General features: G+C 65.0%; 24 protein-coding genes, 1 tRNA gene and 1 pseudogene. 18 read left to right on the top strand and 8 right to left on the bottom strand.

Going from position 1 to position 24,799, the window contains the following annotated elements; all coding sequences use genetic code 11:
- Positions 1-188: 188 nt before the first annotated feature.
- A pseudogene (locus tag ABD830_RS46970) lies at positions 189-1,559 on the top strand (IS481 family transposase); the annotation flags it as partial.
- Positions 1,560-2,166: 607 nt separating this feature from the next.
- Here ABD830_RS46970 and ABD830_RS46975 read toward each other — a convergent pair.
- Complete coding sequence (locus ABD830_RS46975; RefSeq protein ID WP_345001928.1) at positions 2,167-2,640, bottom strand: NUDIX domain-containing protein; 474 nt, start codon at positions 2,638-2,640, stop codon at positions 2,167-2,169.
- Between the two features lie 10 nt (positions 2,641-2,650).
- Positions 2,651-2,950 carry a winged helix-turn-helix domain-containing protein gene (locus ABD830_RS46980; protein ID WP_345001930.1) on the bottom strand — a complete coding sequence of 100 codons (300 nt, stop codon included), beginning with the start codon at positions 2,948-2,950 and terminating at the stop codon, positions 2,651-2,653.
- A 777-nt stretch (positions 2,951-3,727) separates the two neighbouring features.
- On the opposite strand from ABD830_RS46980, the gene ABD830_RS46985 reads away from it, so the two are divergent.
- Positions 3,728-4,942 carry a helix-turn-helix domain-containing protein gene (locus tag ABD830_RS46985; protein WP_345001932.1) on the top strand — a complete coding sequence of 405 codons (1,215 nt, stop codon included), beginning with the start codon at positions 3,728-3,730 and terminating at the stop codon, positions 4,940-4,942.
- A 190-nt stretch (positions 4,943-5,132) separates the two neighbouring features.
- On the opposite strand, the gene ABD830_RS46990 is transcribed toward ABD830_RS46985, so the two are convergent.
- Positions 5,133-5,516, bottom strand: a complete 384-nt coding sequence (locus ABD830_RS46990) for a GntR family transcriptional regulator (RefSeq protein WP_345001934.1) — start codon at positions 5,514-5,516, stop codon at positions 5,133-5,135.
- A 145-nt stretch (positions 5,517-5,661) separates the two neighbouring features.
- Between ABD830_RS46990 and ABD830_RS46995 the strand changes: the two genes are divergently transcribed.
- From ABD830_RS46995 to ABD830_RS47035, 9 genes are all read left to right on the top strand, one after another.
- Complete coding sequence (locus tag ABD830_RS46995; RefSeq protein ID WP_345001936.1) at positions 5,662-5,994, top strand: SCO3933 family regulatory protein; 333 nt, start codon at positions 5,662-5,664, stop codon at positions 5,992-5,994.
- Between the two features lie 13 nt (positions 5,995-6,007).
- Positions 6,008-7,357: an FtsK/SpoIIIE domain-containing protein gene (locus ABD830_RS47000; RefSeq protein WP_425567255.1), complete on the top strand. Its 1,350-nt coding sequence runs from the start codon at positions 6,008-6,010 to the stop codon at positions 7,355-7,357.
- 4 nt (positions 7,358-7,361) lie between these two features.
- The gene (locus ABD830_RS47005) at positions 7,362-8,057 is read left to right on the top strand and encodes a DUF2637 domain-containing protein (protein ID WP_345001940.1); all 696 of its coding nucleotides are present in this window, start codon (positions 7,362-7,364) and stop codon (positions 8,055-8,057) included.
- Between the two features lie 12 nt (positions 8,058-8,069).
- Positions 8,070-8,402, top strand: a complete 333-nt coding sequence (locus ABD830_RS47010; RefSeq protein ID WP_345001942.1) for a hypothetical protein — start codon at positions 8,070-8,072, stop codon at positions 8,400-8,402.
- Between the two features lie 11 nt (positions 8,403-8,413).
- On the top strand, positions 8,414-8,575 hold the full coding sequence (locus ABD830_RS47015; protein WP_345001944.1) for a hypothetical protein: 162 nt from the start codon (positions 8,414-8,416) through the stop codon (positions 8,573-8,575).
- A gap of 3 nt (positions 8,576-8,578) precedes the next feature.
- Positions 8,579-8,737: a hypothetical protein gene (locus ABD830_RS47020; RefSeq protein WP_345001945.1), complete on the top strand. Its 159-nt coding sequence runs from the start codon at positions 8,579-8,581 to the stop codon at positions 8,735-8,737.
- A gap of 122 nt (positions 8,738-8,859) precedes the next feature.
- The gene (locus ABD830_RS47025) at positions 8,860-10,191 is read left to right on the top strand and encodes a replication initiator (RefSeq protein WP_345001947.1); all 1,332 of its coding nucleotides are present in this window, start codon (positions 8,860-8,862) and stop codon (positions 10,189-10,191) included.
- Complete coding sequence (locus ABD830_RS47030; protein ID WP_345001949.1) at positions 10,188-10,379, top strand: helix-turn-helix transcriptional regulator; 192 nt, start codon at positions 10,188-10,190, stop codon at positions 10,377-10,379. Before ABD830_RS47025 ends, ABD830_RS47030 begins: the two co-directional genes overlap by 4 nt.
- A gap of 80 nt (positions 10,380-10,459) precedes the next feature.
- A complete protein-coding gene (locus ABD830_RS47035) occupies positions 10,460-11,740 on the top strand; it encodes a tyrosine-type recombinase/integrase (RefSeq protein WP_345001951.1) in 1,281 nt (426 codons plus the stop codon).
- Positions 11,741-12,148: 408 nt separating this feature from the next.
- Here ABD830_RS47035 and ABD830_RS47040 read toward each other — a convergent pair whose 3' ends face one another.
- Complete coding sequence (locus ABD830_RS47040) at positions 12,149-12,340, bottom strand: hypothetical protein (protein WP_345001953.1); 192 nt, start codon at positions 12,338-12,340, stop codon at positions 12,149-12,151.
- Between the two features lie 370 nt (positions 12,341-12,710).
- Between ABD830_RS47040 and ABD830_RS47045 the strand changes: the two genes are divergently transcribed.
- Together ABD830_RS47045 and ABD830_RS47050 are read left to right on the top strand one after the other, a co-directional pair.
- Positions 12,711-14,474, top strand: coding sequence for a DUF6571 family protein (locus ABD830_RS47045; RefSeq protein ID WP_345001955.1), 1,764 nt, complete (start codon positions 12,711-12,713; stop codon positions 14,472-14,474).
- A gap of 2 nt (positions 14,475-14,476) precedes the next feature.
- Positions 14,477-14,770 carry a hypothetical protein gene (locus ABD830_RS47050; RefSeq protein ID WP_345001957.1) on the top strand — a complete coding sequence of 98 codons (294 nt, stop codon included), beginning with the start codon at positions 14,477-14,479 and terminating at the stop codon, positions 14,768-14,770.
- Between the two features lie 6 nt (positions 14,771-14,776).
- Here the strand turns inward: ABD830_RS47050 and ABD830_RS47055 are convergent, their stop codons facing one another.
- Positions 14,777-15,127, bottom strand: coding sequence for a hypothetical protein (locus ABD830_RS47055; protein ID WP_345001959.1), 351 nt, complete (start codon positions 15,125-15,127; stop codon positions 14,777-14,779).
- A 435-nt stretch (positions 15,128-15,562) separates the two neighbouring features.
- Here ABD830_RS47055 and ABD830_RS47060 point away from each other — a divergent pair, with 435 nt between their 5' ends.
- From ABD830_RS47060 to ABD830_RS47080, 5 genes are all read left to right on the top strand, one after another.
- A complete protein-coding gene (locus ABD830_RS47060) occupies positions 15,563-16,852 on the top strand; it encodes an NsdA family TPR-like regulatory protein (RefSeq protein WP_345001961.1) in 1,290 nt (429 codons plus the stop codon).
- Between the two features lie 20 nt (positions 16,853-16,872).
- Positions 16,873-17,616, top strand: coding sequence for a toll/interleukin-1 receptor domain-containing protein (locus ABD830_RS47065; protein WP_345001963.1), 744 nt, complete (start codon positions 16,873-16,875; stop codon positions 17,614-17,616).
- Positions 17,617-17,696: 80 nt separating this feature from the next.
- A complete protein-coding gene (locus ABD830_RS47070) occupies positions 17,697-19,553 on the top strand; it encodes an nSTAND3 domain-containing NTPase (RefSeq protein WP_345001965.1) in 1,857 nt (618 codons plus the stop codon).
- A 20-nt stretch (positions 19,554-19,573) separates the two neighbouring features.
- Positions 19,574-20,668: a UbiA prenyltransferase family protein gene (locus ABD830_RS47075; protein ID WP_345001967.1), complete on the top strand. Its 1,095-nt coding sequence runs from the start codon at positions 19,574-19,576 to the stop codon at positions 20,666-20,668.
- A 7-nt stretch (positions 20,669-20,675) separates the two neighbouring features.
- Entirely contained in the window at positions 20,676-21,107 is a 432-nt protein-coding gene (locus tag ABD830_RS47080; RefSeq protein ID WP_345001969.1) for a hypothetical protein, read from the top strand.
- Positions 21,108-21,298: 191 nt separating this feature from the next.
- Here ABD830_RS47080 and ABD830_RS47085 read toward each other — a convergent pair whose 3' ends face one another.
- The 3 genes from ABD830_RS47085 to ABD830_RS47095 all read right to left on the bottom strand — a co-directional run bounded on the left by ABD830_RS47085 (position 21,299) and on the right by ABD830_RS47095 (position 24,094).
- Positions 21,299-21,433, bottom strand: a complete 135-nt coding sequence (locus ABD830_RS47085; protein WP_345001972.1) for a hypothetical protein — start codon at positions 21,431-21,433, stop codon at positions 21,299-21,301.
- Between the two features lie 968 nt (positions 21,434-22,401).
- A complete protein-coding gene (locus ABD830_RS47090; RefSeq protein ID WP_345001974.1) occupies positions 22,402-23,529 on the bottom strand; it encodes a pentapeptide repeat-containing protein in 1,128 nt (375 codons plus the stop codon).
- 492 nt (positions 23,530-24,021) lie between these two features.
- Positions 24,022-24,094, bottom strand: a tRNA-Arg gene (locus ABD830_RS47095).
- Between the last annotated feature and the right edge of the window lie 705 nt (positions 24,095-24,799).

Consider the following 24,799-nt stretch of genomic DNA (forward strand, 5'->3'; position numbering starts at 1 on the left):
CCGCAGGTGGCCTGCCTTGAAGTCGTAGGGAAAAGTCTCATCCAGCAGATCGATCGATCGATGTGCTGTCCCGGGACATGCTTGACGCGTGAGTCCCAAGACATCGGCGACAGGTGCTGTTTTCGGCCAGTCTGGCGTGCGTCGTTGCGGCGTCGCGCGTCAGGAGGCCGGGATTGGCCCTGGTGGATATGTCCGTTGTCGAGCAGCGGTATCGGGCTGTGCTGGCGGTGCTGGCCGGCGCATCGGTAACCGAGGTCGCGCGGGAGGTGGGGGTGGCGCGGCAGACGTTGTCGGGCTGGGTGTCGCGCTATCGGGAGTCGGGGTTGGGCGGTCTGGTGGACCGTTCTCGGCGGCCGCATTCGTCTCCGTCGCAGATGCGGCCGGAGGTAGAGGTGCTGGTGTGTGAGCTGCGGCGCCAGCATCCGCGGTGGGGACCGGTCCGGTTGGCGCATGAGGCTGGGCGTCGGGGTGTGGATCCGACGCCGTCGCGGATGGGGGTGTATCGGGCGCTGGTGCGCCATGGCCTGATCGAGCCGGGTGCTGGGCGGCGTAAGCGGGTCTTCCGTCGCTGGCAGCGTGAGGCGCCGATGGAGTTATGGCAGATGGACATCGTCGGCGGTGTGTTCTTGGCCGATGGTCGCGAGGTGAAGGTGGTCACCGGCGTCGACGACCACTCCCGCTTCTGCGTCATTGCCAAGGCGGTGGTGCGGGCCACCGGTCGGGCGGTCTGTCTGGCCTTTGTCGAGGCGTTGCGGGCGTTCGGGGCGCCGGGTGAGGTGCTGACGGACAATGGCAAGCAGTTCACCGCGCGGTTCGGGCACGGCGGTGAGGTGTTGTTTGACCGGATTTGCCGGGACAATGCCATCGTCCATCGGCTCACCCAGCCGCGTTCGCCGACCACGACGGGCAAGGTGGAGCGTTTCCATCAGAGCCTGCGTCGTGAGCTGCTGGATGACGCCGGCCCGTTCGAGGACCTGGCGGCGTTCCAGGCTGAGCTGGATGCGTGGGTGGAGCATTACAACACCGCCCGGCCGCATCAGAGCCTGGACATGGCGGTCCCGACTGACCGGTTCACGCCCGTGAGCGCGACCGAGCGGGAGCTGCTGCCGCTGCGGCTGCCGGCGATTCTGACCGTCCAGCCGGACCCGGCACCCGCTGCAGATGGCGTGATGGACGAGACAGCTGCCGACGCCACTGCTGCGCCGCCGAAGCACCGGAAAAGCAGCGACGAGGACACACAGGTGGCCAAGCGGCCGACGACATCGGCGGCGTCCTGGTCGGGTGGGCCGATCGAGTTCGATCGGGTGGTGCCGGCCAGCGGCAACCTGGGCGTGGCGGGCAAGCAGTTCTGGCTCGGCCCGGCCCGCGCCGGCCAGGTGATCACCTTCTGGGCGGACGTGAACGTGATCCATCTGCTGGTGGGCGGGGCGCGGCTAAAGAGCCTGCGCTCGCATCTGTCCACCAACGACCTGGCCCGCCTGTTCGCCGGCGGTGGCCGTGTGGCCGGGCCGTCGCCGCTGCCGCAGGCCGAGAACGACGCCGTGGTGGAGGTGGAGCGGACGGTGAACAAGTACGGCCTGGTCAGCTTGGCCGGTCGCTATCTGCTGGCTGCCGAGATTCTGGGCGGGCGCCGGGTCACCATCCGGATCGAGGAGAAGACGCTGATGTTCCTTGACCCTGACACCCGGCAGTTGCTGCGGGTCCGGCCGAATCCGCTGATCTGGCAGAAGTGCCTGCAGTTGCGCGGCGCCCGCCCCGCCGGCCCGCCGCCGGTCCCGGAGCGGTCGCCGATCATGGTGCAGCGCCGCGCGAACTCCTTCGGCGTGATCATGGTCACCCGGCAGACTGTCTCCCTCGGCCGGCTGTATGTCGGCCGGGTCGTCACCGTGCACGTCAGCGACACCACCCTGACCATCGACCTGGACGAAGGGCCGCGCACCGTGCACCGCACCACCGACCTTCCGGTCCGCAACGTCAAAGCGCATCGGCCCTACAAGGTCGACCATGTTTCCTAGATCACCTGTCGCCTGTGTCCTGGGACAGAAACGTCAGGCATCTCATGGGACTAGACAAGATCGATCGATCGATCATGCCTCTGAGCTGCGGTTATGTGTCGTTGTCGCATCCGTCGCGGTTGATGCTTGACAGCCGGTGTCTATGGCTGATTTAGCCGATGTGTGGGCCGTTGTCTTCGAGGTAGTGGTTGACCCTCATACGCATGGAGCGGTGCATGCTGTACATGTCGAGTTCGTGCCGCGGCACCCAGCGCACCTCTCTCGATTCGCTGCTCGGAGTCGGCTGGCCGCTGATGGCCCGGGCGATGAGAACGAGGGAGAACTCCTGCCGCACCTCGTCGTTGCTGGTGTAGTGGATGACGTGGAGGGGATCGCTGTAGGTGCCGACCAGTCCCGTGATCTCGCAGGTGATCCCGGTCTCTTCGAGTGTCTCCCGGATGGCTGCCTGCGGGATGGACTCGCCAAGATCGATGGCGCCGCCGGGTAGAGCCCAGTTGCCGTTGTCGGAACGGCGGATCAGCAGCACCTCGCCGGCGTCGTTGGTCACCACGACATTCACGGACGGGACGAGACTGTTGGCCGCGGGGGCGTTCGGGTCGTTGTGGTAGTCGATCCGTTGGCTCACGGGCCGGAGCCTACTCCGCCGGCGGCTCCTTGGCCTCTTTGCTTCTGCGTACCTCGCCGTCGGCGTTCACGAAGCTGCCCAGGTTCGGGACGGTGTAGACCTTGCCGGCGGTTCTGAGGCGTTCCATGGCCTTACGTATGGTGGGGCGGGCGACCCCGAACTCCTCCATGAGCTTGACCTCGGAAATCTTGAACTTGGGTCCCCACTCACCGGAGTCGATGCGCGCGACGAGGACTTCGAGGATCTGCTCCCAGCGGGAACGGTCCTCGTCGAACTCCCAGGTGCGCGTGTGCTCGACATATCTGGCCACGCTATGAGAGTAGGAGGGCGTTTCACGGCCCTTCGCACCAGATCATGAAGCGCCATGGAGCTTCATGGGGTAGACAGGCACTTACAGGCTTGCTAGCTTGGAGGCATGGCGTTGGTGAGCGTTGGTCCAGGACCCCTCCGGGTGGGGCTCCGCTTGTGCGGTTCAACTGGGCGCCTCACAAGAGCGCACAATGTGACCAAAGCTGGCCGCTGGCTCACCAACGCCTACCTAAGCCTCCTGGTCCTCGCCTGGTGCCACCGACCGGGCGTGGGTGCTCGTGTGAGACGAGGACGGTGAGCGGTGACTGAGTTTGACGGCCTTCACAGCATGCACCCTGCACCGCCCCGCCCTGATGCGGCTGCGGTCAGATGGTTGCCCAGCGAGCGACGCGCGAACTGTATCCGAGTCCGGGCCTACACGTGCGAGTGCTCGCCGCTGGTCTTCGAGCAGTGCGTTTCCGCTGGGCTGGGATTCGTGCGGCGGTACGACCGATCCGTCTCCCCGGTGACCGTCGTCGAGAGCCCGTGGGTGAGGGTCGCTGACGCCGAGGCGCTTTGGCGACGGATCATGGACGGCCAGGCGAGGTGAGGACACGCCGAACTGACAGCCCGCACACGTAGCGTCACGTTTTGCAATTACTGCGTGACGGCGCGTTTCCGCAGGTCGAGGGCCGACCTGCGGTTTCGCATGCTCGCCCACTGGCAGTTTTTCTGCCAGTGACGCAGGTCACCCGTCTTATCGTCGAAGCAAGCGACGACGAGAAGAAGGGGCGGGGACGTGGCAACAGAGTACGTGACGCAAGGCCAGCGGATCGCGCGGGCTCGTCACCGCAAGGGCTGGGATCAAGCAACCCTCGCTGAGAAGATCGGCCGTTCTGTCTCCTGGCTGTCGAAGGTCGAGAACGGTCGGATGCCGCTCGATCGGATGAGCGTCGTCGGGCAGCTCGCTGACGTCCTCGGGGTGGAGGTCGCCGAGCTGACCGGTCAGCCGTACCGACACGAGACGACGGAACTCGACTCCGGGCACGCCGCCGTGCCGGGGCTTCGCCTCGCACTCCAACAGGCCTCGCTACCGAGCGGGGTGGTGCGGCCGGCGGCGGGGGAGCCCCACGCACTGCAGGAACTGGAGGCGAACGTTCGGCTCGCGGAGCAACTCCGCCAGGACGCCAAGTTCACCGCCCTGGGTGAGGTGTTGCCCAGGATCCTCACCGACCTGATCGCCATCACGAACGATTCGTCAGCCGATCGCGATCGAGCCGAAGCGCTGATGCTGCGGGCCTGCCATATGGCACGGGTGTCCTCCAATCTCCTGGGACATCACGACCTGGGCTGGACTGCGGTACAGCGCGAACTCGTCGCCGCTCAACGGGTGGGCTCGCCCGGCCTGATCGCGGCAGCCAGCTGGGATCTGTGCGGGGTATGGCTGCATGAGGCCCAGCTCGACCCCGCCAAGGACGCAGCCCTGTCAGCGCTCGACCAGATCGAACCGCACGTGGGTACGGACGACACCATCAAAGCGATGTGGGGTGCGCTGCACCTGCGGGCGGCCGTGGCGTACTCCCGGCTGTGGGATCAAAGAGAAGCGGAAAGCCACTTTGAGGAGGCTCGCCGCGTCGCCGAGGTCCTGCCGCGGGACGGCAACGTCTTCCAGACGCAGTTCAACCGGGTGAACACCACTATCCACGCCGTCGAGGTCAGCATGGAGCTCGGTCGGCCACGCGATGTCATCTCCCGGGCTGAACACGTAGAGATCGCCGAGATCGCCTCGTCGGAGCGGCAGGCTCACTACTGGACCTGTACTGCGGCGGGATATCACATGAACAGAAAGGACAACGAAGCGGCGGACGCTCTGCTGCGGGCCGATCGGATCGCTCCGCAGCATGTCCGCAACCGTCCGTTGGTACGCAACATCGTGCGTGACCTTCGCGACAGCGGGCGGCTGCATCGTCAGCGCGAGATCCTTAATCTCGCCAAGGTGATGCGGCTGCTCTGACCGCAAGAACGGAGCCTATCCGCGCATTGGTTCCCCACCCGTCAGGTAACCCGGGGGCGCATCGGCGTCCTGCCTACACGAATGGGGTAGTAACTCGTGGGTCTCAGTGAGATCGAACGACAGATCTTGCTACGCGAGCTGGCAGAGATCGCGGTCGACCTGGCCGAACTCCAGCGTCGAGCGATCAGGATCACTGCTCGGCTTGATCAGGACGGGTCCGAGCATCTAGCTCGTCCAGCCTGACCGTCAGCTTGTGCATGTACTGGCGCATCTCGCGCAGCTGCTCGGAGATGATCCGGAACTCTTCGCTGTGCTCGCCAGGGGTGGGGGCGGCGGTTTCGTCGTCGGGCGTACGGCTGACGAAGCTGCCGGCTCCCTGGCGGGTCTCGATGAGTCCCTCGTCGCGGAGCACGGCCAGGGCGTTGCCGATGGTCATCATGGCAACGCCGTACCGCTCCGCCAGTTCGCGGGCTACGGGGAGGCGTTCCCCGACCGCGTACCGGCCCGATGCGATGTCGCGCCGGATGTCCTCGGCAATCCTCAGGTACGGCCGGCGCCGGTCAGTGGATGCCATATCCCCACAGTAGCGGTTCTAGATGCCTAGGTCTCTGGGCAACCTGTAAGAAAATCTCGAGCCAACTTAGCTATCTCGGTTTACAGAGCTAGATACCTAGATATCTTTGTATCTAGCACATCACCTTCAAAGGAGACCAGCTCTCATGCGCACCGTCCCCATCCCTGTCGACACTTCCAAGCTCGTGATCACCTGCGTGAAGTCGCCCAAGCCGCGGCTGCTCAACAAGGACACGGGCGAGATCAAGACCGACAAGAACGGCAACACCGTGTACGAGGTGACCGTGTCGGTGGAAGACGAGTTCGGCCGGATCGAACTCGTCAAAATCGCCACATCGGGGGAGCCCCCGATCGGCGCCGGTCAGCAGATCAACCCCACGGGCCTGGTCGGCTACGTGTGGGAGATCGCCGGCCGGTGGGGCATCTCCTACCGCGCCGCGGCCCTCCTACCGGTTGACGCGGAGCCGCTCCGTGTCTGACACAACCCTCCTGATGCTCGGAGTCCTGGCCGCTTCGGCGGCCGGGCTCTGGGCCTGGCGCCGCTGGCACTACCGGTCGTTCTGGCTCGTGGTTGCCTTCCCGCTGACCGCGATCACCGTACGGGCCACCTGGCGCAAGGTCGCCCTCGGCTGCAATCTCACCAAGAAGCGCCAGCGCTTCTGGTTCACCACCGTCCCAGGCCTCGTCGCCTCGACCGGCGTCGTCCGCGTCCGGCGTAAGTGGCAGCGCATCGCCGTGGACACCAAGCCATTCATGTGGCTGCCCAAGCCCACCCGGTACGGCTGGCGGGTCACCCTGCACACGCTCGAGGGCCAGATCCCCGCCGACTACGCCGACGCTGCCGAACGGCTCGCACATTCCTGGGGCGTGCACGCCGTTCGCGTCTCGTCCCCTCGTCCCGGACGAGTCGTCCTGTCCGCCACCGTGCGAGATCCACTCGTCCGGGTCGAGACCCTGCCTTCCTCACCCGAACTGCTCAAGGTCAACGTGGGCCGGCTGGAAACCGGCGGCCCCTGGATCATCGACTTCAGAACCGTCCCGCACTGGCTCAACGCCGGAGCAACGCAGTCCGGCAAGTCCAACCTCGCCAACGCCCTTGTCCAAGGGCTGGCACCGCAACCGGTCGCGCTGGTCGGCTTCGACCTCAAGGGCGGCGTGGAGTTCACCCCGTACAGCCCGCGCCTGTCGGCGCTGGCCACCACGCGGGCCGAATGCGTCGCTCTGCTGGATGACCTCGTCGGCCTGATGACCAGCCGCATGGCCCTGTGCCGAGAGGCCGGCGCCCGCAACATCTGGCAACTGCCGGACGATCAGCGGCCCACGCCCATCGTCGTGCTCGTCGACGAACTGGCCGAGTTGTACCTGATGGCCGACAAGAGCGAGAAAGACGAGATCGCCAAGACCTCGACAGCTCTCCTGCGGGTGGCACAGCTCGGGCGGGCGTTCGGCATCTACCTGTTCTGCTGTGGCCAGCGGATCGGCTCCGACCTCGGGCCCGGGGTGACCGCACTGCGGGCCCAGTGCTCGGGACGGATCTGTCACCGCGTCAACGATCCAGAGACCGCCACCATGACGCTCGGCGACCTCGACCCTGCCGCGCTCGCTTCGGCGCGCGCGATCCCCGCCGAGACACCGGGCGTCGCGATCGTCGCCTCGCAGGACGGTCAGTGGTACCGGGCCCGCTCTTTCTACGTCAGCGAGCAAGCCGCCGAACACGCTGCCACTGCCTACGCCGACAGAACACCCACCTGGGCTGACCTCGTCTCCGGCCATGCCGCGCAGATGAGCGACGCCGACCTCGCCGAGTTCCTCAACTCCATCCCGGATCCGCGAAAGGCCTGAACCGATGCGACGCCTCGCCCGCTGGCTGCTGGACACCGGCCCCGTCCTCGTCCTGGCCCTCATCGCTGGAGCTGGGTCCTTCACCCACATCCGCGACACCGCCAGCGAACACGGACAGTCCGGCTGGATGGCCTGGGCCGTGGCAGTCTGCATCGACCTCACTTGCGTCATGGCTGCTCGCGAACGCCAACGCGACAAGAAGACCGGCCGCAGGCGGCGCGGCTTGATCTCCTGGCCCGTCCTCGTCCTGGCCGGCGGAATCGTCCTGTCCCTGGCCGCCAACCTGCAACAAGCCGACCCAACGGTGTGGGGCTGGATCACCGCGGCAACCCCGGCGGCCGCCTTCCTCGTCGCGGTCTCGATGCTCGAACGCCGGACGTCCGGCCCTCGTCCCATCCCGTCCCCGGACGTCTCCGAGACATCCCCGGCAGACGTCTCACCGTCCCGTCCCCGTCCCGACGAACCCGCAGCCGTCCCTGCCGCCGATCGTCCTGCTCTCGTCCCAGCCCGGGACGGCCAGGACGAACAACCAGGACCGTCCCCGGCACTTGTCGACTACGCCCACCGCGTAGCCGACGAACACCAGGCCAGGCACGGCAAGCCCATCACCCGCGACATTCTCCGCGCCCGCCTGGGCGTGTCCAACCAACTCGCCTCCGACCTGCTCCGCACCCTGCGGACCACATCGGAAGCCACCTGAAAGGCGATCACCATGAACAACGAACGAGACGCCCTCATCGCCGGACTCATCGCCCTGGCGGGATTCCTCAAAGCCAACCCCGAGATACCGGTCTCGGTGGCACCCGTCATCATCCGCGCCTTCCCCGCCAACGGCCCCGACCACCAGATGTGCGCCGAGGTCGACAAGGTCGCCGCCCTGCTGGGCACGGAAATCGACCTCGATCACCTGCCCCACGGCCACTACATGACCGCCATCGACTTCGGGCCGGTCCGCTACGAATTCACGGCCATCCTCGCCGCCGCCCGAGCCCGCCACGCCGCCATAGACAGCTACCGCGACTGCATTAAGACCGACGACCTCTAGGAGATACCACCATGCGAATCCGCCTTGAAGGCAACCGCGCCGAGCTCACCCTCGGCATGATCCACCTCCGCCAGCTTTTCACCGTCACGTCAATGTCGCGGGCCTTCCCGGACCGGAACCGTCCGCGCAACTACCGGATATACGTCACGATCACCCCGCGCAAGGGCCACTGAGCCATGGAGCCCGAAGTGCCCGAGGCCGACTGGCCCGACATCCTCGACGTCGTCCTGCTCGCCCACGGCCGCTGCTGCACCTGCAACGGCACGGGCCTCGACAGCGAGCGCGACACCTGCCGGGACTGCGACGGCACCGGCATCGACAACCACGGCGCATAGCCGAGATCCCCTCACCTGGCCACACAACCGCCAAGTTCCGCGCCAGGTGAGGGGCCATCCCACTCCAGAGAACATCCGGATAGGACGGATCCATCTTGCACCACCCACACGCCATAGCCGGGATGATCTCCCGACTTCATGACCCGAACTACGACCGCTGGGCCTGCCAGATCAAGCGGACCGGCGGATGCCGCCAGCCCATCCACCTGCGCGGCAAAGTCGAACACTACGACCGCGCAACCGGTCAACTTCTCCACCGCTACAGCACCATTCACGAGCCGGACGGCGTCCTACGCGTACCGTGCAAGACCCGCCGCGCCTCCCGCTGCCCGGCCTGCGCCGAGGTCTACCGCGCCGACACCTACCAACTCATCCGCGCCGGCCTCGTCGGAGGCAAGGGCGTGCCCGAGACCGTCAGCGCCCACCCGTGCCTGTTCGTCACCCTCACCGCACCCTCCTTCGGAGCCGTGCACGTGCAGCGAGAGAAGAACGGCAAGACCCTGCCCTGCCACGCCCGCCGCGAAGCCCAGACCTGCCCGCACGGGCGCGTGATGTCCTGCACCACGCGCCACAGCGCCGACGACCCTCGACTCGGCGAGCCGCTGTGCCCCGACTGCTACGACTACGACGGCTCCGTCCTGTTCAACGCCATCAGCCCCGAACTCTGGCGCCGCTTCACCCTCGCCCTGTGCCGCCGCTTCGCCAAGATCAACGGCCTGACCGTCAAGGCCCTGCGCGAACACGTCACCATCGCCTTCGCCAAGGTCGCCGAATACCAGCGCCGCGGCGTCGTCCACTTCCACGCCGTCATCCGCCTCGACGGGCCAGACGGACCCCACTCACCGCCCCCCTGCTGGGCGACGGCAGACGCCTTGGCCCAAGCCGTCGATCATGCAGCCTCCGCGGTGACAGCCGAGATCAAACCACTGAGCCGCACCTTCCGCTGGGGCACCCAACTCGACGTCCGCCGCATCACCCTCGACGGCGACCTCACCGAACAGGCCGTCGCCGGCTACATCGCCAAGTACGCCACCAAGGCCGCCGAGTGCGTCGGCACCCTCGATCGCCGCATCCAACCCCTCGATGACCTGGCCGCCCTGCCCATCCGCGAGCACGCCCGCCGGCTCATCGCCGCCTGCATGCGCCTGGGCAGCCACCCCGACCTGGCCGACCTCCGGCTGATCCACTGGGCTCACATGCTCGGCTTCCGCGGCCACTTCTCCACCAAGAGCCGCCACTACTCCACCACCCTCGGCGAACTCCGCGCCGCCCGCGAAGAACACATGCGCACCGAAGAAATCACCACCGGACGGCTCCCGCTCTTCGAGGAGGACACCGTCCTGGTCGTCACCCACTGGCAGTACGCCGGGCGCGGGCTCTCCCTAGGAGAGCAATTCCTGGCGGCTGCGCTCACCGGCGTTCGGCTCCCAAGCGTCGGCGGTGATCCCCAATGAGCAGAAGTGACGAACTGCTGACTGTTCCGCAGGTCTGCGCCGAACTGGGCGGAGTCTCCCGCCGCACCTTCTACCGCTGGCGCGAGCTCGGCCGTGCCCCGGTCTGCGTCCAACTGCCCAACCTCGAACTCCGCGTCTGGCGGAGCGACCTCATGACCTGGCTCGACTCGCGGCGGGAGGCGAAGTGAACACTACCTATTACGTCCAGATCGGCCAGGTCCAGCAGCGCACCAACCGCGGCACGCCCGCCTACATCGCGCGTTGGCGAGTGGCGAGCAAGGACAGATCCAAGACCTTTCGCACTAAGGGGCTGGCCAACGCCTTCATGTCCGACCTACGCCAGGCGGTCAAAGCGGGGGAGGAGTTCGACATCGCCACTGGCCTGCCAGTGTCGATGCTCGCGCAGAAGACCTCGGGACCGTCGTTCCTGGAATTCGGTCAGGCGTATGTCCTTCGGCGGTGGAACACCTCGGCTGCCAGGACTCGCGAGACCGACACATACGCGCTCCTGACGCTGATCCCAGTGCTAGTGGCTGATGGGCCACGTCGTCCCACCGCAGAAGAGCTGCGGGAGGTCCTCAGGGATCACGTTCTCCTTCCCGAGAGCAGGCGGACTGCCCTTTCTACGGCCCAGGCTGCAGCGTTGAGCTGGCTGGAAAGGGCATCCCTTCCGCTGTCAGAGCTGGCAGACGCGAACGTCCTTCGTACGGCGCTCGACGCCATCTCAGTCACCTTCGCCGGCGCCCCCGCGGGGGCGAACTCGGTACGACGCAAGCGCGCCGTCCTGCATCACCTCCTGGAGCACGCGGTAGAGCAGAAGGTGTTCAGCAGCAACCCGCTGGACGAGATCAAATGGACAGTGCCCAAGGCCGTGACAGTCGTGGATCCCCGCACGGTGGTCAACCCTGCACAAGCGCGGCAACTCCTCGACGCCGTTCCCAAGGTCGGTCGCAAGCGAGGCGCGCGGCTCCAAGCGCTGTTCGCCTGCATGTACTACGCCGCGCTCCGACCGGAGGAGGCGGCTGACCTCAGGCTGAGAAACTGCACGCTGCCCGAGACGGGCTGGGGTCTGATCGTCCTGGAGAGAGCACGACCCCAGGCAACGAAGCGCTGGACCAACTCGGGCGAGACCCACGAATCGCGCCGTCTGAAGCACCGCGCGGACAAGGAGACTCGAGAGATCCCCATCCCGCCCGTACTGGTCGCGATGCTCCGCGAGCACATCGCCAAGTACGGCAGCGCGGAGGACGGCAGGATCTTCACCACGAGCACCGGCGGCACCTACTCCAGCTCGGCACACTCCTCCGTCTGGAAGGAAGCCCGCAAACTCGCCCTCACCCCAGAACAGGTCGCCTCGTCGCTGGCCGCCCGGCCGTACGACCTCCGCCACGCCGCAGTCTCGCTCTGGCTGAACGCAGGCGTTCCTGCACCTGAGGTCGCCAAGCGTGCCGGCCACAGCGTTGACGTGCTCCTGCGGGTCTACGCCAAGTGCATCGATGGCCAGCAAGAGCAGGTCAACAGCAAAATCAACAGCGCCCTGGACCTATAGCCCACATTTATCCGTCTCCGGCCCTGGTCGTCCCGGGGCCGGTTCGACTGGCACTGCTCTCTTTGCCGAGTCGTTCCCACTGGTCATGGTCGCGCTGCGGCACGCTGGCAGTCACGGGTAGTGAGTAGGGAGGATTATGCACAAAGATCAAGGCCACCCCACCCCCTCGCCCGAAGAACCCCGTCCGATGCGGCGCCCGCCGTGCGGCCTGCCGATCCGAGCCCGGCCCCGGCTCCTCGCAGCGTCCGACTCCTTCAGCTGGCGAAGGTACTCGACCCCAACTCCACCAGAGCCCTCAATGCTGAGAGATCGGGCTCGCCTGACCCGGTCGGCGCTCATCGTTGGCTTTCTAGCCTGCGTAGGCCTCGGCATCTGGTCGAGTGCGTGGGGCACCGACAGCGCCTCGACTCAATCGAACGTCGTCTCGATGCCGACACCCCGCCAGAGCGTTGGCGCACGCTCGATTGTGGCCACCTCGCCGCCGACGTCCACGCCTGCACCGCAGACGCTGTCCGCGGCGACGCCGAACCCAAGCCTCAAAGCGTCGAAGAGCCAGGCGATATCGTCGGGGAACCGTCGTCGATCGGCGGCCTCGGCCATGCCTCGCCAGCGCCATCGGCATGTCCCGGAGTCCCCACGGAGGAAGACCACGATCATCGCTGATCGTGCGAGAACGACCAGGGACGTCGATCCGAAGGACAGCAATAGGAATCGCGTGGCCTCGCTGATCTCCGCGCGGTGCGACGAGCTGTTCCCACCTTCCCGTCCCGAGTTCCGGATTCGCAACCGTGTTTGCCATGAGTTGTTGGGTTAGGTATTCGACCCTGGCGAAGCTTCGGCTACGTCCAGACTTATTACGGTCAAACGCATATAGACGGTTCAACCTCTTTGTAAGAATGCATAACATGTTTACCCGAGACGTCCGTTGTGCTTAACTCCCGGCGTGTAGCCACACCCTCCGGGAGGGTCCATGGGGGAGTTCGTCGGGATCGATCCCCTCGGCGCAGACAAGCTGATCCGGCAGATGGAGGCCGGAAAGGATGTCCTGGGGAGGGCGCGGCCAGGGCTGGAAGCGGCGATTGCTGAGGCCGGTGAGGACTGGGCAGGCCACGAGGGGGTTACCCCCATGCACCGCACCTGGGCTTTCTTCCATGAGTCGCAGCAGGACCTCAAATGGCGTGTCGACACCCTTAAACGAGTGGTGCCGACACAGCAGAAGGGCATGCTAACCGGTACCTTGCCCTTCAGCAGCGAGGCGGATGCAGTGCAGGCGGCAAAAAGGGATGCCACCGCCATCACCGAAGCGCTCAAACACCACGATCAGTACCTATCGGGGCAGAGCTGGAGCGAGGTGGAGAAGGCGCTGGCGGCACTCAAGGGTAGGGCCGACGATCCTGCCTACGCCGCGACGCTCCTTACCGCGCTCGGCCCCGAGGTACTCGAGAAGTTGTTCCGTGACTGGATGAACACCCAAGCCAAAGGGGACCGCAGAGGATTGACCCCGGACGCGCTGAAGCGGGCTGCTGATGCCTCGCCGGGCCTCCTGGCTAGGGCCTTCGCCAGCGCAGAGGGCTCCGGGCGACTCGGAAACGAGTGGCAGAAGATGGCCGAGACGGCCCCATCGGACATCCTGACGGCTCTTGTTGGGTTAGCTCCGCAGTCTGGCACGTTCCTCAACAAGGTGGCGACCAGTCTGCTGAACCGGCCTCCGAACTCCGACGCGTTTCCCACCGATCCCAACTGGAACCTGTACAACCTGGCCAAGGCGTATGAAGCCAATCCAGAGGCGTTCCAGCGATTGCTGGCCGAGCACCCCAAGGAGGCCGGTGTCCTGCTGGACGCCTACACCATCAGGTCGACTGGTGTTCCCGCGTATGAGGAAATGCTGGCGAAGGCTCTTCATGGCGCGTTGAAGCCTGGCTCCGGGACGGACGACGCGCGAGATCGGGCTTGGCTCACCGTCATCAACAGCATCGGATCCGAGAACAGTCTCTGGGTCGGCGGCAGTCTCGGAACCTTCGCCAACTCGCCTATCAGCCGAATGCTGGCCCAGGACATAAAGCCTATCCTCGACAAGCTCGCCCGAGGACAGGCTGTGCGCAATTCGCCGGAGGTGCCTTATCTGAAACCTGGACCGCCGTGGGACAAGCTGGACGCCACCGTGAGCGCCCGCTTCATGGGTGCGCTGATGCAGGACCCAGCCGCAGCCGACACGTTGATGAAGGCGGCGAAGGAGTACACCAAGGAACTGGACATGGGTCGCTTCCATCCCTTCGCCCCGGACTCCTACAGCCGAGAAGCACACGTGAACCTCGCCGAACGCACGGGGGCGATGGCGAACCTCTTGCTGTCAGGCTCAACGTACGCGGAGTGGAGCGACGACGAATACGCCGAACAGATAGCCGGTTACGTCCTCATGCCCGTCGATTACTTCAACAACAAGTACCTGCCCATAGAGAGCGCGCTCGTCTCGACTGGCAAGGACAAGGCTCTCGACGACTTCAAAGACGTCATGAAGGACATGATCACGGACTATCTCGATAAGAAGACGCCTGAGACAGCCGATGCCGTTGCCAACAAGCTGGTGGAACAGCAGGTGGCTTTCCTGGCTGAGTCGCTCAAGGCCCATGGGCAGCCGCCGCTCGGGGCGGCAGACAGAGCCATGATGCGAGAGGCGATCAAGGGACGGCTCCTGAGCGCCTTGACTGAAGCACTAAGGATACGGGGTGGCTGACCATGCCGATCAAACACCAACTGCTTCGTGAGGCGGCGGAGAAGGAGGCACTCGCCACTACCTTCATTCGATATGCCAAGACCCTTGCCGACGTGTTTGCCGGTATCCCGTCGGAACGAAGCGGCAGTGAGTCGTTCTGGAAGGGACCGGCCGCAGACCGGTACCTCACCCACGCCGTCCAGCTCAGGCGCCAGATGGCCAACCTCGAAAACGGCTGCTTGGCCACTGCCGAGAACCTCCGCCGCCGCGCCAGGCAACTCCGCGAGGAGGCCGCTCAAGTGTCGGATCCAATGTAAGCGGCTTCAGCCGTTGCGGGGATAGCACTCCGTCTTTCCGACGATCACGAGATTGGGAGTGTCGGACAAGCGCCCTAGGAGCACAAAGGTCAGCTTGGCCTTGTCGTTGACTACCACCGTCACGCCGAGATCGTCCTCTGAGAGGTCGAGTTCATCCACAACCTCCCGGTACCCCATGGTGTCAAGCTTGCCTTTCAGCAGCGCGATACGGCTGAGCGGATCCTGCCTGGCCGGGTCAGCAAAGTTCCCCTTGGCCACGAAATATCGCTGGGATTGGCCTGTGCTGCATGAAGTCGTCCGGTCCTGGTCGGCCCGCTCCTTCGTCAGCCCCGTCAGGTCTGACTCAATCAGCGACATTAGTGCGTCCCCGTCGCTCACGAGTTGGCGGGTCGACTCATCAAACGTTGGCGGGTCCGACTCTCCCGAACAGCCTGCTAGGACCGCGAAACAGGCAAGTATCGCGGCAACTGCCCTAGATAACGCACTCAGGCGCACGATTCGGACCTTATCTGACCAGTCCCCGCTCGTACATCCAATTCGTTCCTGCTATAGCGAGCCGTGATAGAGGTCAATCCGCGCTGCCGCGAACGCCGTCATAACAGTCCACCCGGCACCCGCCGCAGTGAGATACGGCCAGGCGATCAGGGGCCGCCACAGCTCTGCCTGGCCGGCCAGACGCGGGCGCGCAGGTGGAAACGGGAAACACGATAGCGGGGCTTGTTCGACCGGCACCGCTGACGCACTCTTACAAGCAGTGACTCTCGGCTGCAGCGGACTGCGAGGGAGGTCCAGGTGGTTCAGGAGCCGCTCAGCTTCGGCCGGGAACTTCGCAGGCGACGTCTAGCCGCCGGTCTCACACTCACGAGCCTGTCCAAGCTCGTCCATTACAGCAAGGCTCAGTTGAGCAAGGTCGAGCGAGGGCTGAAAGCGCCAAGCCGGGAGCTGGCGCGCCTGTGTGACACCGCGCTTGACGCTGGGGGCGACCTCGCGACCCTTGCCCCCATTCGGCCTATCAACACGGAGGCCATCGAGGCACATAACAGCGGGGAGGAGGAGGTGTGGTTGATGCGGTTGTCCAGTGACGGGCAGAGCTGGTTCCAACCATTGAGCCGTCGGCAGATGATGGCTATGGGTGTCGCGTCGGTCGCCGGTATGAGCATCGGTCCTCCGGACATCACCTTCTCCGCCGACACGACTCTGCTGGGCATGTCCAGGGCTCTGTTCGACCACTATCGGCAGCTCGGCCAGGTGGCGGGCCCGGGCCTGGTGTTACCGGCCCTCATTGCTCAGACGCATTCGCTGCAGGAGCTGTCCTCTCGTACGAGGCCACCTACTCGCGAAGGGCTCCTCCGGCTGGCCTCGCGGTATGCCGAATACACCGGATGGATGATGCAAGAAGCCGGAAATGATGAGGCCGCATTGTGGTGGACGCAGCGGGCGATTGACCTCGCCGCAGCTGGTGGCGATGGTGATATGGCCGCGTACGGGCACGTCCGCCGCGCCCTGGTCAAGCTGTATCGCGACGACGCCGTACAGACAATAGCGCTGGCCAGGCAGGCACAGGCCAGCAGGCTGCCGCCGCGCATCCGTGGATTAGCCGCGCAGCGTGAAGCCCAGGGCCACGCCCTCGCCGGTGACTACGACGCTTGCATGCGCAGCCTCGACAGGGCTCGCTCATTGCTCGCCCGGGAGACGCCGCAACCGAATACGCCCACCATCGGCACTATGAACCTGTCCGACCCGGTAGAGATGATCAAGGGTTGGTGTTTGTACGACCTCGGACGTCCTCAGCCTGCGGCTGAGATTATCGGCCGGCAGATCGCCCTGGTACCGCCACAGGCGCTGCGCACACAGGTCCGCTATGGCATGCGCCACGCGCTTGCCCATGCAGTGGCGGGCGAGATCGAGCAGGCCTGTCATCTGATAGGGCAGCTGCTCGGCAGCGCCATGGCCGTGAGCTCAGCGACCATCGCTCAGGACATGCGCAAGCTCGCGCGAACGCTGGCTCGGCACCCGAATAACGCGGCGGTGCGCCAGCTGGCGCCCGAGCTCGGCGCGGCCTTCGACGCCGTCAATCCGTAGACCCAGAGAAGAGGTATCAAGTGGCGAACGAGGTGTTCATCAACTACCGCACTGGGGATGGCGAGAAGATCGCAGGCCTGCTCGAGCGGGACCTCTCTCACCGCTTCGGCACCGAACACTTCTTCCGCGCCTCCAAGTCCATTCAGCCAGGAGCCGTATATCAGGAAGAGCTGATCAGCGCGATACGCCGCAGCTCCGTCGTGCTGGCTGTCATCGGCGAGAGCTGGTCCAAGCACCCCAAACTGCACAACGAAAGCGACTGGGTTCGCAAGGAGATCCTGGAAGCCTTCACCTGCGGCATTGAAGTGATCCCAGTCCTGGATGGGCGGAAGACTGAGCGGCTGAACCCCGCCGACCTGCCTGCGGAGTTGCAGCGGCTAGCCGACGTCCAGTCGGTCCGACTGGACCTACATGACCTCCAAGCAGGTCTGACGCGCATCGGGAACCTGCTCGCCGCGAAAGTGCCCGAGCTCAAGACCGCGGATCGGATCGCACATCAGGAGCCGGAGGTGGGCGAGGTGCGTAACTCGGTCGACGAGGTGCGCGGGAATGTTGTCCAGAGCCGGGAATTCACAGGCGACGTCGCCGGCACCGTCATCAAGGGAAACCAAGGGCCGATCCACACTGGCAGAGGCGACCTTTATCACAACTCCCCGCATGTCTCGGGGACAGGAGCGACGTACATCGCGGGCGACAACCAGGGCGGAATCCGACATGACTTCGGGGGCTCGCCCCGCAAAGAGGAGGGGGAGGACGAGCGTTGACCGGCCCCGTGCCGCCTCACATCTCGGACGTTCACGGGCCCGTCCATGCGGGGGCAGGCAACTTGTACTACACGGCGATCATGGCCGATGCGGAAGCTCGAAGCCGGAAAGCACGCTTGACCTCCATCAAGGATCTGGATTGGCTCTGGCAGCGCTTTGTGCACCCTCCCGGCTACGGTCAGGCGCACGAAACCCTGGCGACACACCGGCTTTTGCTCCTTGACGGAGAGCCGGGCAGCGGCAGAACTACCGCAGCCAAGGTGCTCTTACGCGAGTTGTCCTCAGGCGGCGAGCGATTCTACGAGCTGTCCTGGGAGGACGAGAACGGAAAGTACCAGGTGGAGCCGGATTTCATCGTCGACGATGATCGCGTGTGGCTCGACCTGTCACGTGCCGACGAGGGGACCTGGCACGCCCTCCAGGAAGATCTTTCGTCTTTGCGCAAGCGCGTCGATCAGCACGGCGCTCTGCTGGTGGTCGTGCTGCCCGTTAGAGGGAGTGAAACGCTTCGGCCGGAGTTCGGGCAGTTCCACTCCTGGATCAAGCGTCCCTCGGCACACGAGGTGCTTCGTCGACACCTGCGGTTGGAGGGTGTCCCTGAGGCCACTACCAGCCCTCAGCCCGCGTTCCTCAGTACCGACAGGGCCATGCTGGAGGTTGCCGGGTTCGCCGGTTTCGTCAGGAAGGCGTACGAGAATGCGCCCGGCGCCGGCTACCTCGCCTGGTATAAGGCGGCGGAGTCTGCGTCCACCGGCCGCGGCGCTGACGTCGCTACGGCAGTGTCCAAGCTGCGTCTCGGTCCTCAACGGGCATTGCTCCTGGCCACGGCCATGCTGCATCAGGCCCACGTAGACCATGTCTACAGCGCCGCCGCGGCGCTGCTTGAAAGCGTCGAGTATGCGGATGAGCGCCATACTCTGGAGCGTTCCGATCTGGTCGAGAGCCTGGACCACATCGGTGCGAAGCTGGATAGCAACCGTCATGTTCGTTTCAGGGAGCTAGGGTACGACGCTGCGGTCCGCACGCACTTCTGGCACAACATGCCAGGATTGCGTGACGGCATACAGCGGTGGGTCGCAGCGATGGTCGACCATCCGGAACTGGACGAAATGGAGCGCGACGACCTAGTCATGCGCTTCGCTGAGCAGTGTCTGCACCCGAGGTACCGGCAGACACTGGTCGATTCAGTTACCGGATGGACCAGGGGATCAAAGACCTACCGCAGACAGATGGCGGCCGACCGGGCACTGCGACACGCGCTGAGTGTTGAAGAGCACGGCAGATTCTTCCGCCAGCAGATCTACAACTGGGCGACCGATCGCCGCACCTCCGAGGCGTTGGCCCAGGTGATCATCATGATGTGCACCGACGTCATCGCCGTCACGCACCCGGATCAGGCCATCGTGCGCCTCCACCATCTGGCCAGGCGGGAGAGCCAGAGTACGGATGCTCGAACCGCACTGTTAGGGATGGTGGCCGGTGACCCATGGATGCTCCGGCACCTTCTCCAGCGGCTCACCCGGCTCCCCACGGTCGGCAGGCAATGGGACATTGACATCGATCTCTTCCTAGAATTGGCTAATCCCGCGGCGTTCACTGATCCCGTGAACCGCAACCGGCCGCTGATCGCCGAAGCAGACGTTCGCGACATGCTGGCCGAGGGGTGGAGGCGCGCCTTTCACGAACGCGGTGAGGTGGCCTGGAAACCAGGGTTGCGCCAATGGCTCATCGCGGCCTTCCATGACGATCGACACCGTGACGCCCTCATCGGCGTCCTCGTCGCCGGAGGCGAGCAGCGCGGCGGTGTCCTGGGCCGCCTTTACACCGAAGCCCGCGCCCTGCCCCGCTTCATCGCGGGCGGCCGGGAGCGCTCCGCCGCCTTCGTCGATCTCGTCCTGCGGAAGATCTGCACCGCCCAAGGCATCCAGGTCACTTGATCAACCATGTGGAGTACATCATGAGCTCCGGCCGTAACACGGTCACGATCTACGCGTTCGCCGTCGGTGGGATCCTGCTGGCCGGCCTCATTGCCTTCGCTCCGCGTGGGATATGGCTCACAGCCGTCGGGATCGCGCTTGTGGCCTTGACGGTACTGCTGTTCAGGCTCTGGGGCCAGCGCGGGAGGCACGGTCCGGTAGAGCCGTCGACCCTCTACGTACCTCCTCCGCCGCCTCCGATCGAGCCCCGTGAACAGCGGGTCGAGCAGGTCCCGTTGCCAAGCCAGGAAGAGGACTACGACTTCCTGTTCTCCGCGACGGTTCTCTGGTCACCCCTCAAGCAATCGTGGGACAACACGCTGGTCAATCCCGCGGCATTGGCCGTGGACGCGATACTCAGGCGTGCCAGGGATATCACCGAACGCCGGGAGCCGGGACGGGCCGCGCTCGTCGCGCATGAGCTGGGCGGCGTCCTGGGCACGATGCGGGACGACGCCACCGGCTATGTACAGGCGATGGCCGAATCCGTGCAGGTCACTCTTTCCACCCAGGATCAGGAACGTCTGGACAAGCTCGCCATGGTGCGCAAGGACCGAGTGGTCTGGGAACACGACCGCAAGTACGAGCAGAGCAAACGCGAGTACCTCGGCGAGGACGTGCTTAAGGACACCGGCAGTGCGGTCGTCTGGTGGCTCGTCAAGAACGACGACCATGTGGAGAAGACGGTGAACGACATAGGCCTGCTCGCCACGTTGTCATCGGCGGCCAACAACAAGGAAATGCCCGAGCCGGCCACCTACACGAGCCTGCCCTTCGGACATTACGGCGAGAAGCCGTCCACGAACGGCGCTTCACCGGCCGACTGCCTGGCCGCCTTCCTCCGCACCCTCGATCTACAGGAGCAGAGAGACCTATTCATCCACCAGATCGCCATGCTGGTCAGCAAATACGGCCGGGCCGATGTGGCCGATGAGATCTTACTCAGGTTCGGCCTGGCCGACCCTGGAGCCGCCTATGACGACGATGTGCCACCGGACACCACGGCCAACAAGCCGGATGCCTTCCAGGACGACCAAGACGACTACCGGCAGGACGGTCGTTACGAACAGAACTGAGGAGACCATGGAAGCCGAACTGATCGCATTGGCCACCTCCGGTGCCACGACCTTGATCACCTTGATGATTTCCGATGCCTGGACGCAGGTGAAAGGGAGACTCACGCACATGCTCGGTCGGGGTGACGATGAGGAAGGCAACCTGCTGCAGGAGCTGGAGAGCTCCCGCGCCGCCCTCCTGTACGCCCTCGCGAGCGGCGATGACACGCGGGTGGCGACGATCGAGGCGGAATGGCGCACCCGCCTATTGCCCCTGCTTAGACGAGATCCCAGCCTCGTTGAGGAGCTGCAGAACCTTCCGGCTCCATCAGCGGGCACCGTTTATAACCACATCAGCGGTCGAGTTCGGTCAGGCCTGGTCATCCAGGCTGGGCGTATCGAAGGATCCACCTTCCACGCTCCACCGGACGGGCGCACTGGCGGAACCATGGGTGATTAACGGACAGGGCGCAGACAAGCTTGTCTCCGGTCCACCTCACATTGCCGCGGGGAGCCCAAGGCGTCGTCGCCATCCAATCCCAGATCAAGGACACCTCGGCCCCTGCAAACGAGGCACGTAAGGACGCCAGGCAGTTGGACACAGTGAAGGCGACCACATCGCACAACGGCCGCCTCCACTGTGTCCAAGCGCTACTTGCTGCCGATGGCGAACCCGATGGTCGCACCCGACTTCGCCAACACCACCGCAGCGGCGGTGGCGACAGCCGCCCACGCCAGGTGGATGACCCACGCAGGAATCTCAATAATGATCTTGACGCGCCTCAAAGCGAGCCCTCCTAACTTGGGGAACGAGGGCCCGACCTGGGGTTAGCGCGCTATCCTTAAGAGTGGTCATATCTTAATGATGTTCGCGCCGGGCCCCGGCCGGACCCGTGAATAGCCCAACCCCGTGCCAGGGGTTGGGCTTTTCTCGTGCGACATCGTAACCCGTGCCGCTTCCGTTTGCCGGGCATTCCCGAGTTCCTACAGAACCCTACGGTGCTACAAAGAATCTGTAGCGTCGTAGCGCTCGGAAGATCAGTGGACTGGTTAACCAGTCAACTCCACACTGTCCACGTCGGCAGCGCAGCGCCGTACTCGTGCGCCAGGTCGGCCGCGTGGTGCACCCCGCGCTAGGCGCTACGCGCGCCCGTTCACTCCACCGTTCTGTCGACCATTTTTGCTGCCATCTTTTCCACCGTCCGTATGTGCTTATGCGGTGCCGTTATTTTCGCCGTTTTAGATCCCGATAATTTGCGGTTACCGCATCTCATTTTTCCTTTGGTGTTGGCATCGAAGGGCGGAGCGCGGGTTGCAGGCGTCTACGGCCATCTCAGCGCCATACAGAGTCAATCGAACACTTGGGCCCTTTGTTGAGGTCGGAGTGGGCATCGCGCGAGTTGATGCCCTTTTCGTCCTTTGCCTTAGGGAAGGCGGGCTGGTCAGGGCGTTATCAGTCGGGCTGGGGGGCGAGGCTGAGCGAACAGTCCTGGCTCGGTCTCGACAAGAATGCCCCCATCCTGCTGAGTGTTGATCGACAGGACGGGCTCCCACTGGGGCATGACGACCTGCCTCGCCCAGCTGGACACCGGGATCTTCGCCTCAAGCGCCCTGGTGGAGCGGCTGGTGTTGGCCAATTCCGGCCAGATCAGACCACGAAAGGTTGGGGCTGACCGGATGTCGATCTAGTGGTCCGGCTGAACACCGCTGCCACTTCCGAGACGAACGTGTCCGCGGAAGCGCCATCGCACGCCCTACTGATCCGGATCCTGGTGAACAGTGCACTCCTCCGGAGGAGGCAGAAGTAGACCAGGAGCGGCGGCGGGCAGTCCGAACGAGGAGGGGGCCACGCCGGAGGCGGCTCGCAGATCCACTTCGCCGCCTTCGAACCGTGCCCCTTCGAAGGTGACCTCGCTCCCGTTGAACGTCGCTGTGCCGAAATAGGCCTTACCGTTGCCGAACCGTGCCTGGTCGAACCACGCCTTGCTCCCGCCGAATTGTGCGTTGTGGAACCAGACCTCGGCACCGCAGAAGTCGGCATGTCCAAAGGACACCTCTCCGCCGCGGAACTCCGCGCCCACCAGCCAAATCACGCCGTTGGAGAATGTTGCGCCCTGGAACGACAGCTCGCCTCCGATCAACTCCATGTTGGACAAGACCACCTCACAGCCTGAGAACTCGGCGTTGTGGAACCAGACGTTTCCACTGACGATCTGGGCACCGTTGAACATCAGCGTGCCGGCTGAAAGCCGCACCCCGAAGAAGGGGACATCGCAGTCGATCATGGCGCCGGTGAAGTCGAAGTCGTGCCCGCGCCACGACGGTCCTGCCTCCAGCCGCAGGTGAGCTCCGATGATCCGCCAGATCGTGCGTCTGACCTCGGTCATCGACCGCAGATGGAGCCGGTGTTCCATGGAGGCATCTGGCTCGGGGCTGATCTCGTAGGGCATGCGTAGGTAGGCGCACAGTACGTCGATGCACGTCTGACGGCCAGCAGGCCAGTCGTCAGCGAGCCCGGCGAGCGCATGGACGCCTGCCAGCCGCACCGCCGCGTTGTCCTCGCCGAGCTGGCCGCAGGCGGTTGCGAAGCGTTCGTTGAACACACGAGAGCGTTCACGGTCCTCCTTGGAATGCTCGAGCGCGGAAGTCGTCTCAACCACGCGCTGCCGCCGGTAGGCCACAACGAGCGCGATCACGCCGCCGACTCCGGCGACTGAGGCGCCAGAGATTTTGATCATTTCCAGGAGGCTCGCAAGTGACAGCGTGGGGGTCCGCTCCATCACGGGAGCTCCCCAGACAAGCAGCAGAGCCGTGACCAGGCCGGCTACTCCAACAACGGCCAGCAGCAAGGCGCCTGCTATGGCCACGCCGATCGGCGTCAAGCGGACGCCCCCCATTTCGCTCGGGGGAAGGACTTCTCTTCGGTTGCGAGCGAGGGGTTTCTTTGCCACCTGCCCAAGCTTGGCAGCCCGCAGTCGTCTCCCGGGGTGCTTTGGCACGATGGCTACAGAAAGGGGCCACCTGATCCCAAGTCGGGTGGGAGCCGAGTTGCTATGTTTCGCGTCCAGCGAGGTACGGCCGGAGGCGGACACCGATCAAGTTGGATTCGCTTCGGTGGCGGGGGCTGTCGGCGTTCGGCGTGACGTGTCCCGGTCACGCTGGCCTGATGATCGTGGTGGTTGCTGGAGACCTGAATGACTCAGAATTGAGGTCTGACCTGGGGGTACACCATCAAGATCATCCCGAGCATATCCCCGGATCATGGTCCTACGGCTGCATATGGATGCTCTCGGCGACCTACCTGCGCCTGACAAGCAAAAGACCTGCGGCAGGAAAACCGCAGGTCAGAGGCTGAAATGCCTGGTGAAGAAGAGTGCCCCCGGCAGGATTCGAACCTGCGGCACCCGCTTTAGGAGAGCGGTGCTCTATCCCCTGAGCTACGGAGGCGGACTCTCGTAAGCCTAGCGAAAGTCTGGCACTGCGTGGGACGTAGGGCCGGGGTCAGTTTGGTGGGGTTGGTTATGGGAGCTCTGAGCTGCGGTAAAGGCATGACAAGTGATCAGAATCCGCCGCATCCCGCGTGGATAGCGTCTGCCTGTGACCACGAGGCGATGCAAGCAAGCACGTCGGCGCCCCGTCGTGTTGTTCGGGGCGTTGTTGGCGCCGGCGATTCTGGCCGGGGGGTTGTTGGCCGGGGAGATGCGGGGGTTTGAGCAGGGGGGCGGCGGCCGGGTGGTGTTGGGGGAGGGCGTCGGGAGGCTGGGCTTCGGGCCGGTGTTGATGCGGGCGCCGGCGCATCCGGATCGGGTGTACGAGGGTGGTGTGCCGGGGCCCGTGCGCGAGGCGTCGCGGCCGCAGGACGTTGTGGCTCCCCGTCCCGTCGCTACTGAAGAGCCCAGGTATGAGGAGCCCGTTACGCCGGCTCCTGTGCGGACGCAGGAGGGCGGGTGTCCTGAGGAGTGGGCGGATACCTGGTTGTGGGATATGTGCCTCGAAAAGGAGCGGCAGGCGGGGATGGAGATCGGGATCCCGGTACTGGGGTCCGGCGCGCCTGATCTGTGAGGGGCGGTACGTCGGGGGCGCTTATGTGGAGGTGACGGGACAGGGTGGGTCTTTTGTCTCATAACAGCTCTCCCGAGTTCGGCTCGGGCA

Origin of the sequence: Nonomuraea helvata, assembly GCF_039535785.1 — a bacterium.
Lineage (GTDB): Bacteria > Actinomycetota > Actinomycetes > Streptosporangiales > Streptosporangiaceae > Nonomuraea > Nonomuraea helvata.

What these genes read in the sequence shown, in the direction of transcription:
- ABD830_RS47080 (WP_345001969.1), top strand. Translation starts at nt 20,676, where the DNA reads ATGGAAGCCGAACTGATCGCATTGGCCACCTCCGGTGCCACGACCTTG.
- ABD830_RS47040 (WP_345001953.1), bottom strand. Translation starts at nt 12,340, where the DNA reads ATGGCCGAGGCCGCCGATCGACGACGGTTCCCCGACGATATCGCCTGG.
- ABD830_RS47075 (WP_345001967.1), top strand. Translation starts at nt 19,574, where the DNA reads ATGAGCTCCGGCCGTAACACGGTCACGATCTACGCGTTCGCCGTCGGT.
- ABD830_RS47025 (WP_345001947.1), top strand. Translation starts at nt 8,860, where the DNA reads ATGATCTCCCGACTTCATGACCCGAACTACGACCGCTGGGCCTGCCAG.
- ABD830_RS47050 (WP_345001957.1), top strand. Translation starts at nt 14,477, where the DNA reads ATGCCGATCAAACACCAACTGCTTCGTGAGGCGGCGGAGAAGGAGGCA.
- ABD830_RS47070 (WP_345001965.1), top strand. Translation starts at nt 17,697, where the DNA reads ATGGCCGATGCGGAAGCTCGAAGCCGGAAAGCACGCTTGACCTCCATC.
- ABD830_RS46990 (WP_345001934.1), bottom strand. Translation starts at nt 5,516, where the DNA reads ATGGCATCCACTGACCGGCGCCGGCCGTACCTGAGGATTGCCGAGGAC.
- ABD830_RS47020 (WP_345001945.1), top strand. Translation starts at nt 8,579, where the DNA reads ATGGAGCCCGAAGTGCCCGAGGCCGACTGGCCCGACATCCTCGACGTC.
- ABD830_RS47045 (WP_345001955.1), top strand. Translation starts at nt 12,711, where the DNA reads ATGGGGGAGTTCGTCGGGATCGATCCCCTCGGCGCAGACAAGCTGATC.
- ABD830_RS47055 (WP_345001959.1), bottom strand. Translation starts at nt 15,127, where the DNA reads ATGTCGCTGATTGAGTCAGACCTGACGGGGCTGACGAAGGAGCGGGCC.
- ABD830_RS47015 (WP_345001944.1), top strand. Translation starts at nt 8,414, where the DNA reads ATGCGAATCCGCCTTGAAGGCAACCGCGCCGAGCTCACCCTCGGCATG.
- ABD830_RS47005 (WP_345001940.1), top strand. Translation starts at nt 7,362, where the DNA reads ATGCGACGCCTCGCCCGCTGGCTGCTGGACACCGGCCCCGTCCTCGTC.
- ABD830_RS46995 (WP_345001936.1), top strand. Translation starts at nt 5,662, where the DNA reads ATGCGCACCGTCCCCATCCCTGTCGACACTTCCAAGCTCGTGATCACC.
- ABD830_RS47030 (WP_345001949.1), top strand. Translation starts at nt 10,188, where the DNA reads ATGAGCAGAAGTGACGAACTGCTGACTGTTCCGCAGGTCTGCGCCGAA.
- ABD830_RS47000 (WP_425567255.1), top strand. Translation starts at nt 6,008, where the DNA reads ATGCTCGGAGTCCTGGCCGCTTCGGCGGCCGGGCTCTGGGCCTGGCGC.
- ABD830_RS47010 (WP_345001942.1), top strand. Translation starts at nt 8,070, where the DNA reads ATGAACAACGAACGAGACGCCCTCATCGCCGGACTCATCGCCCTGGCG.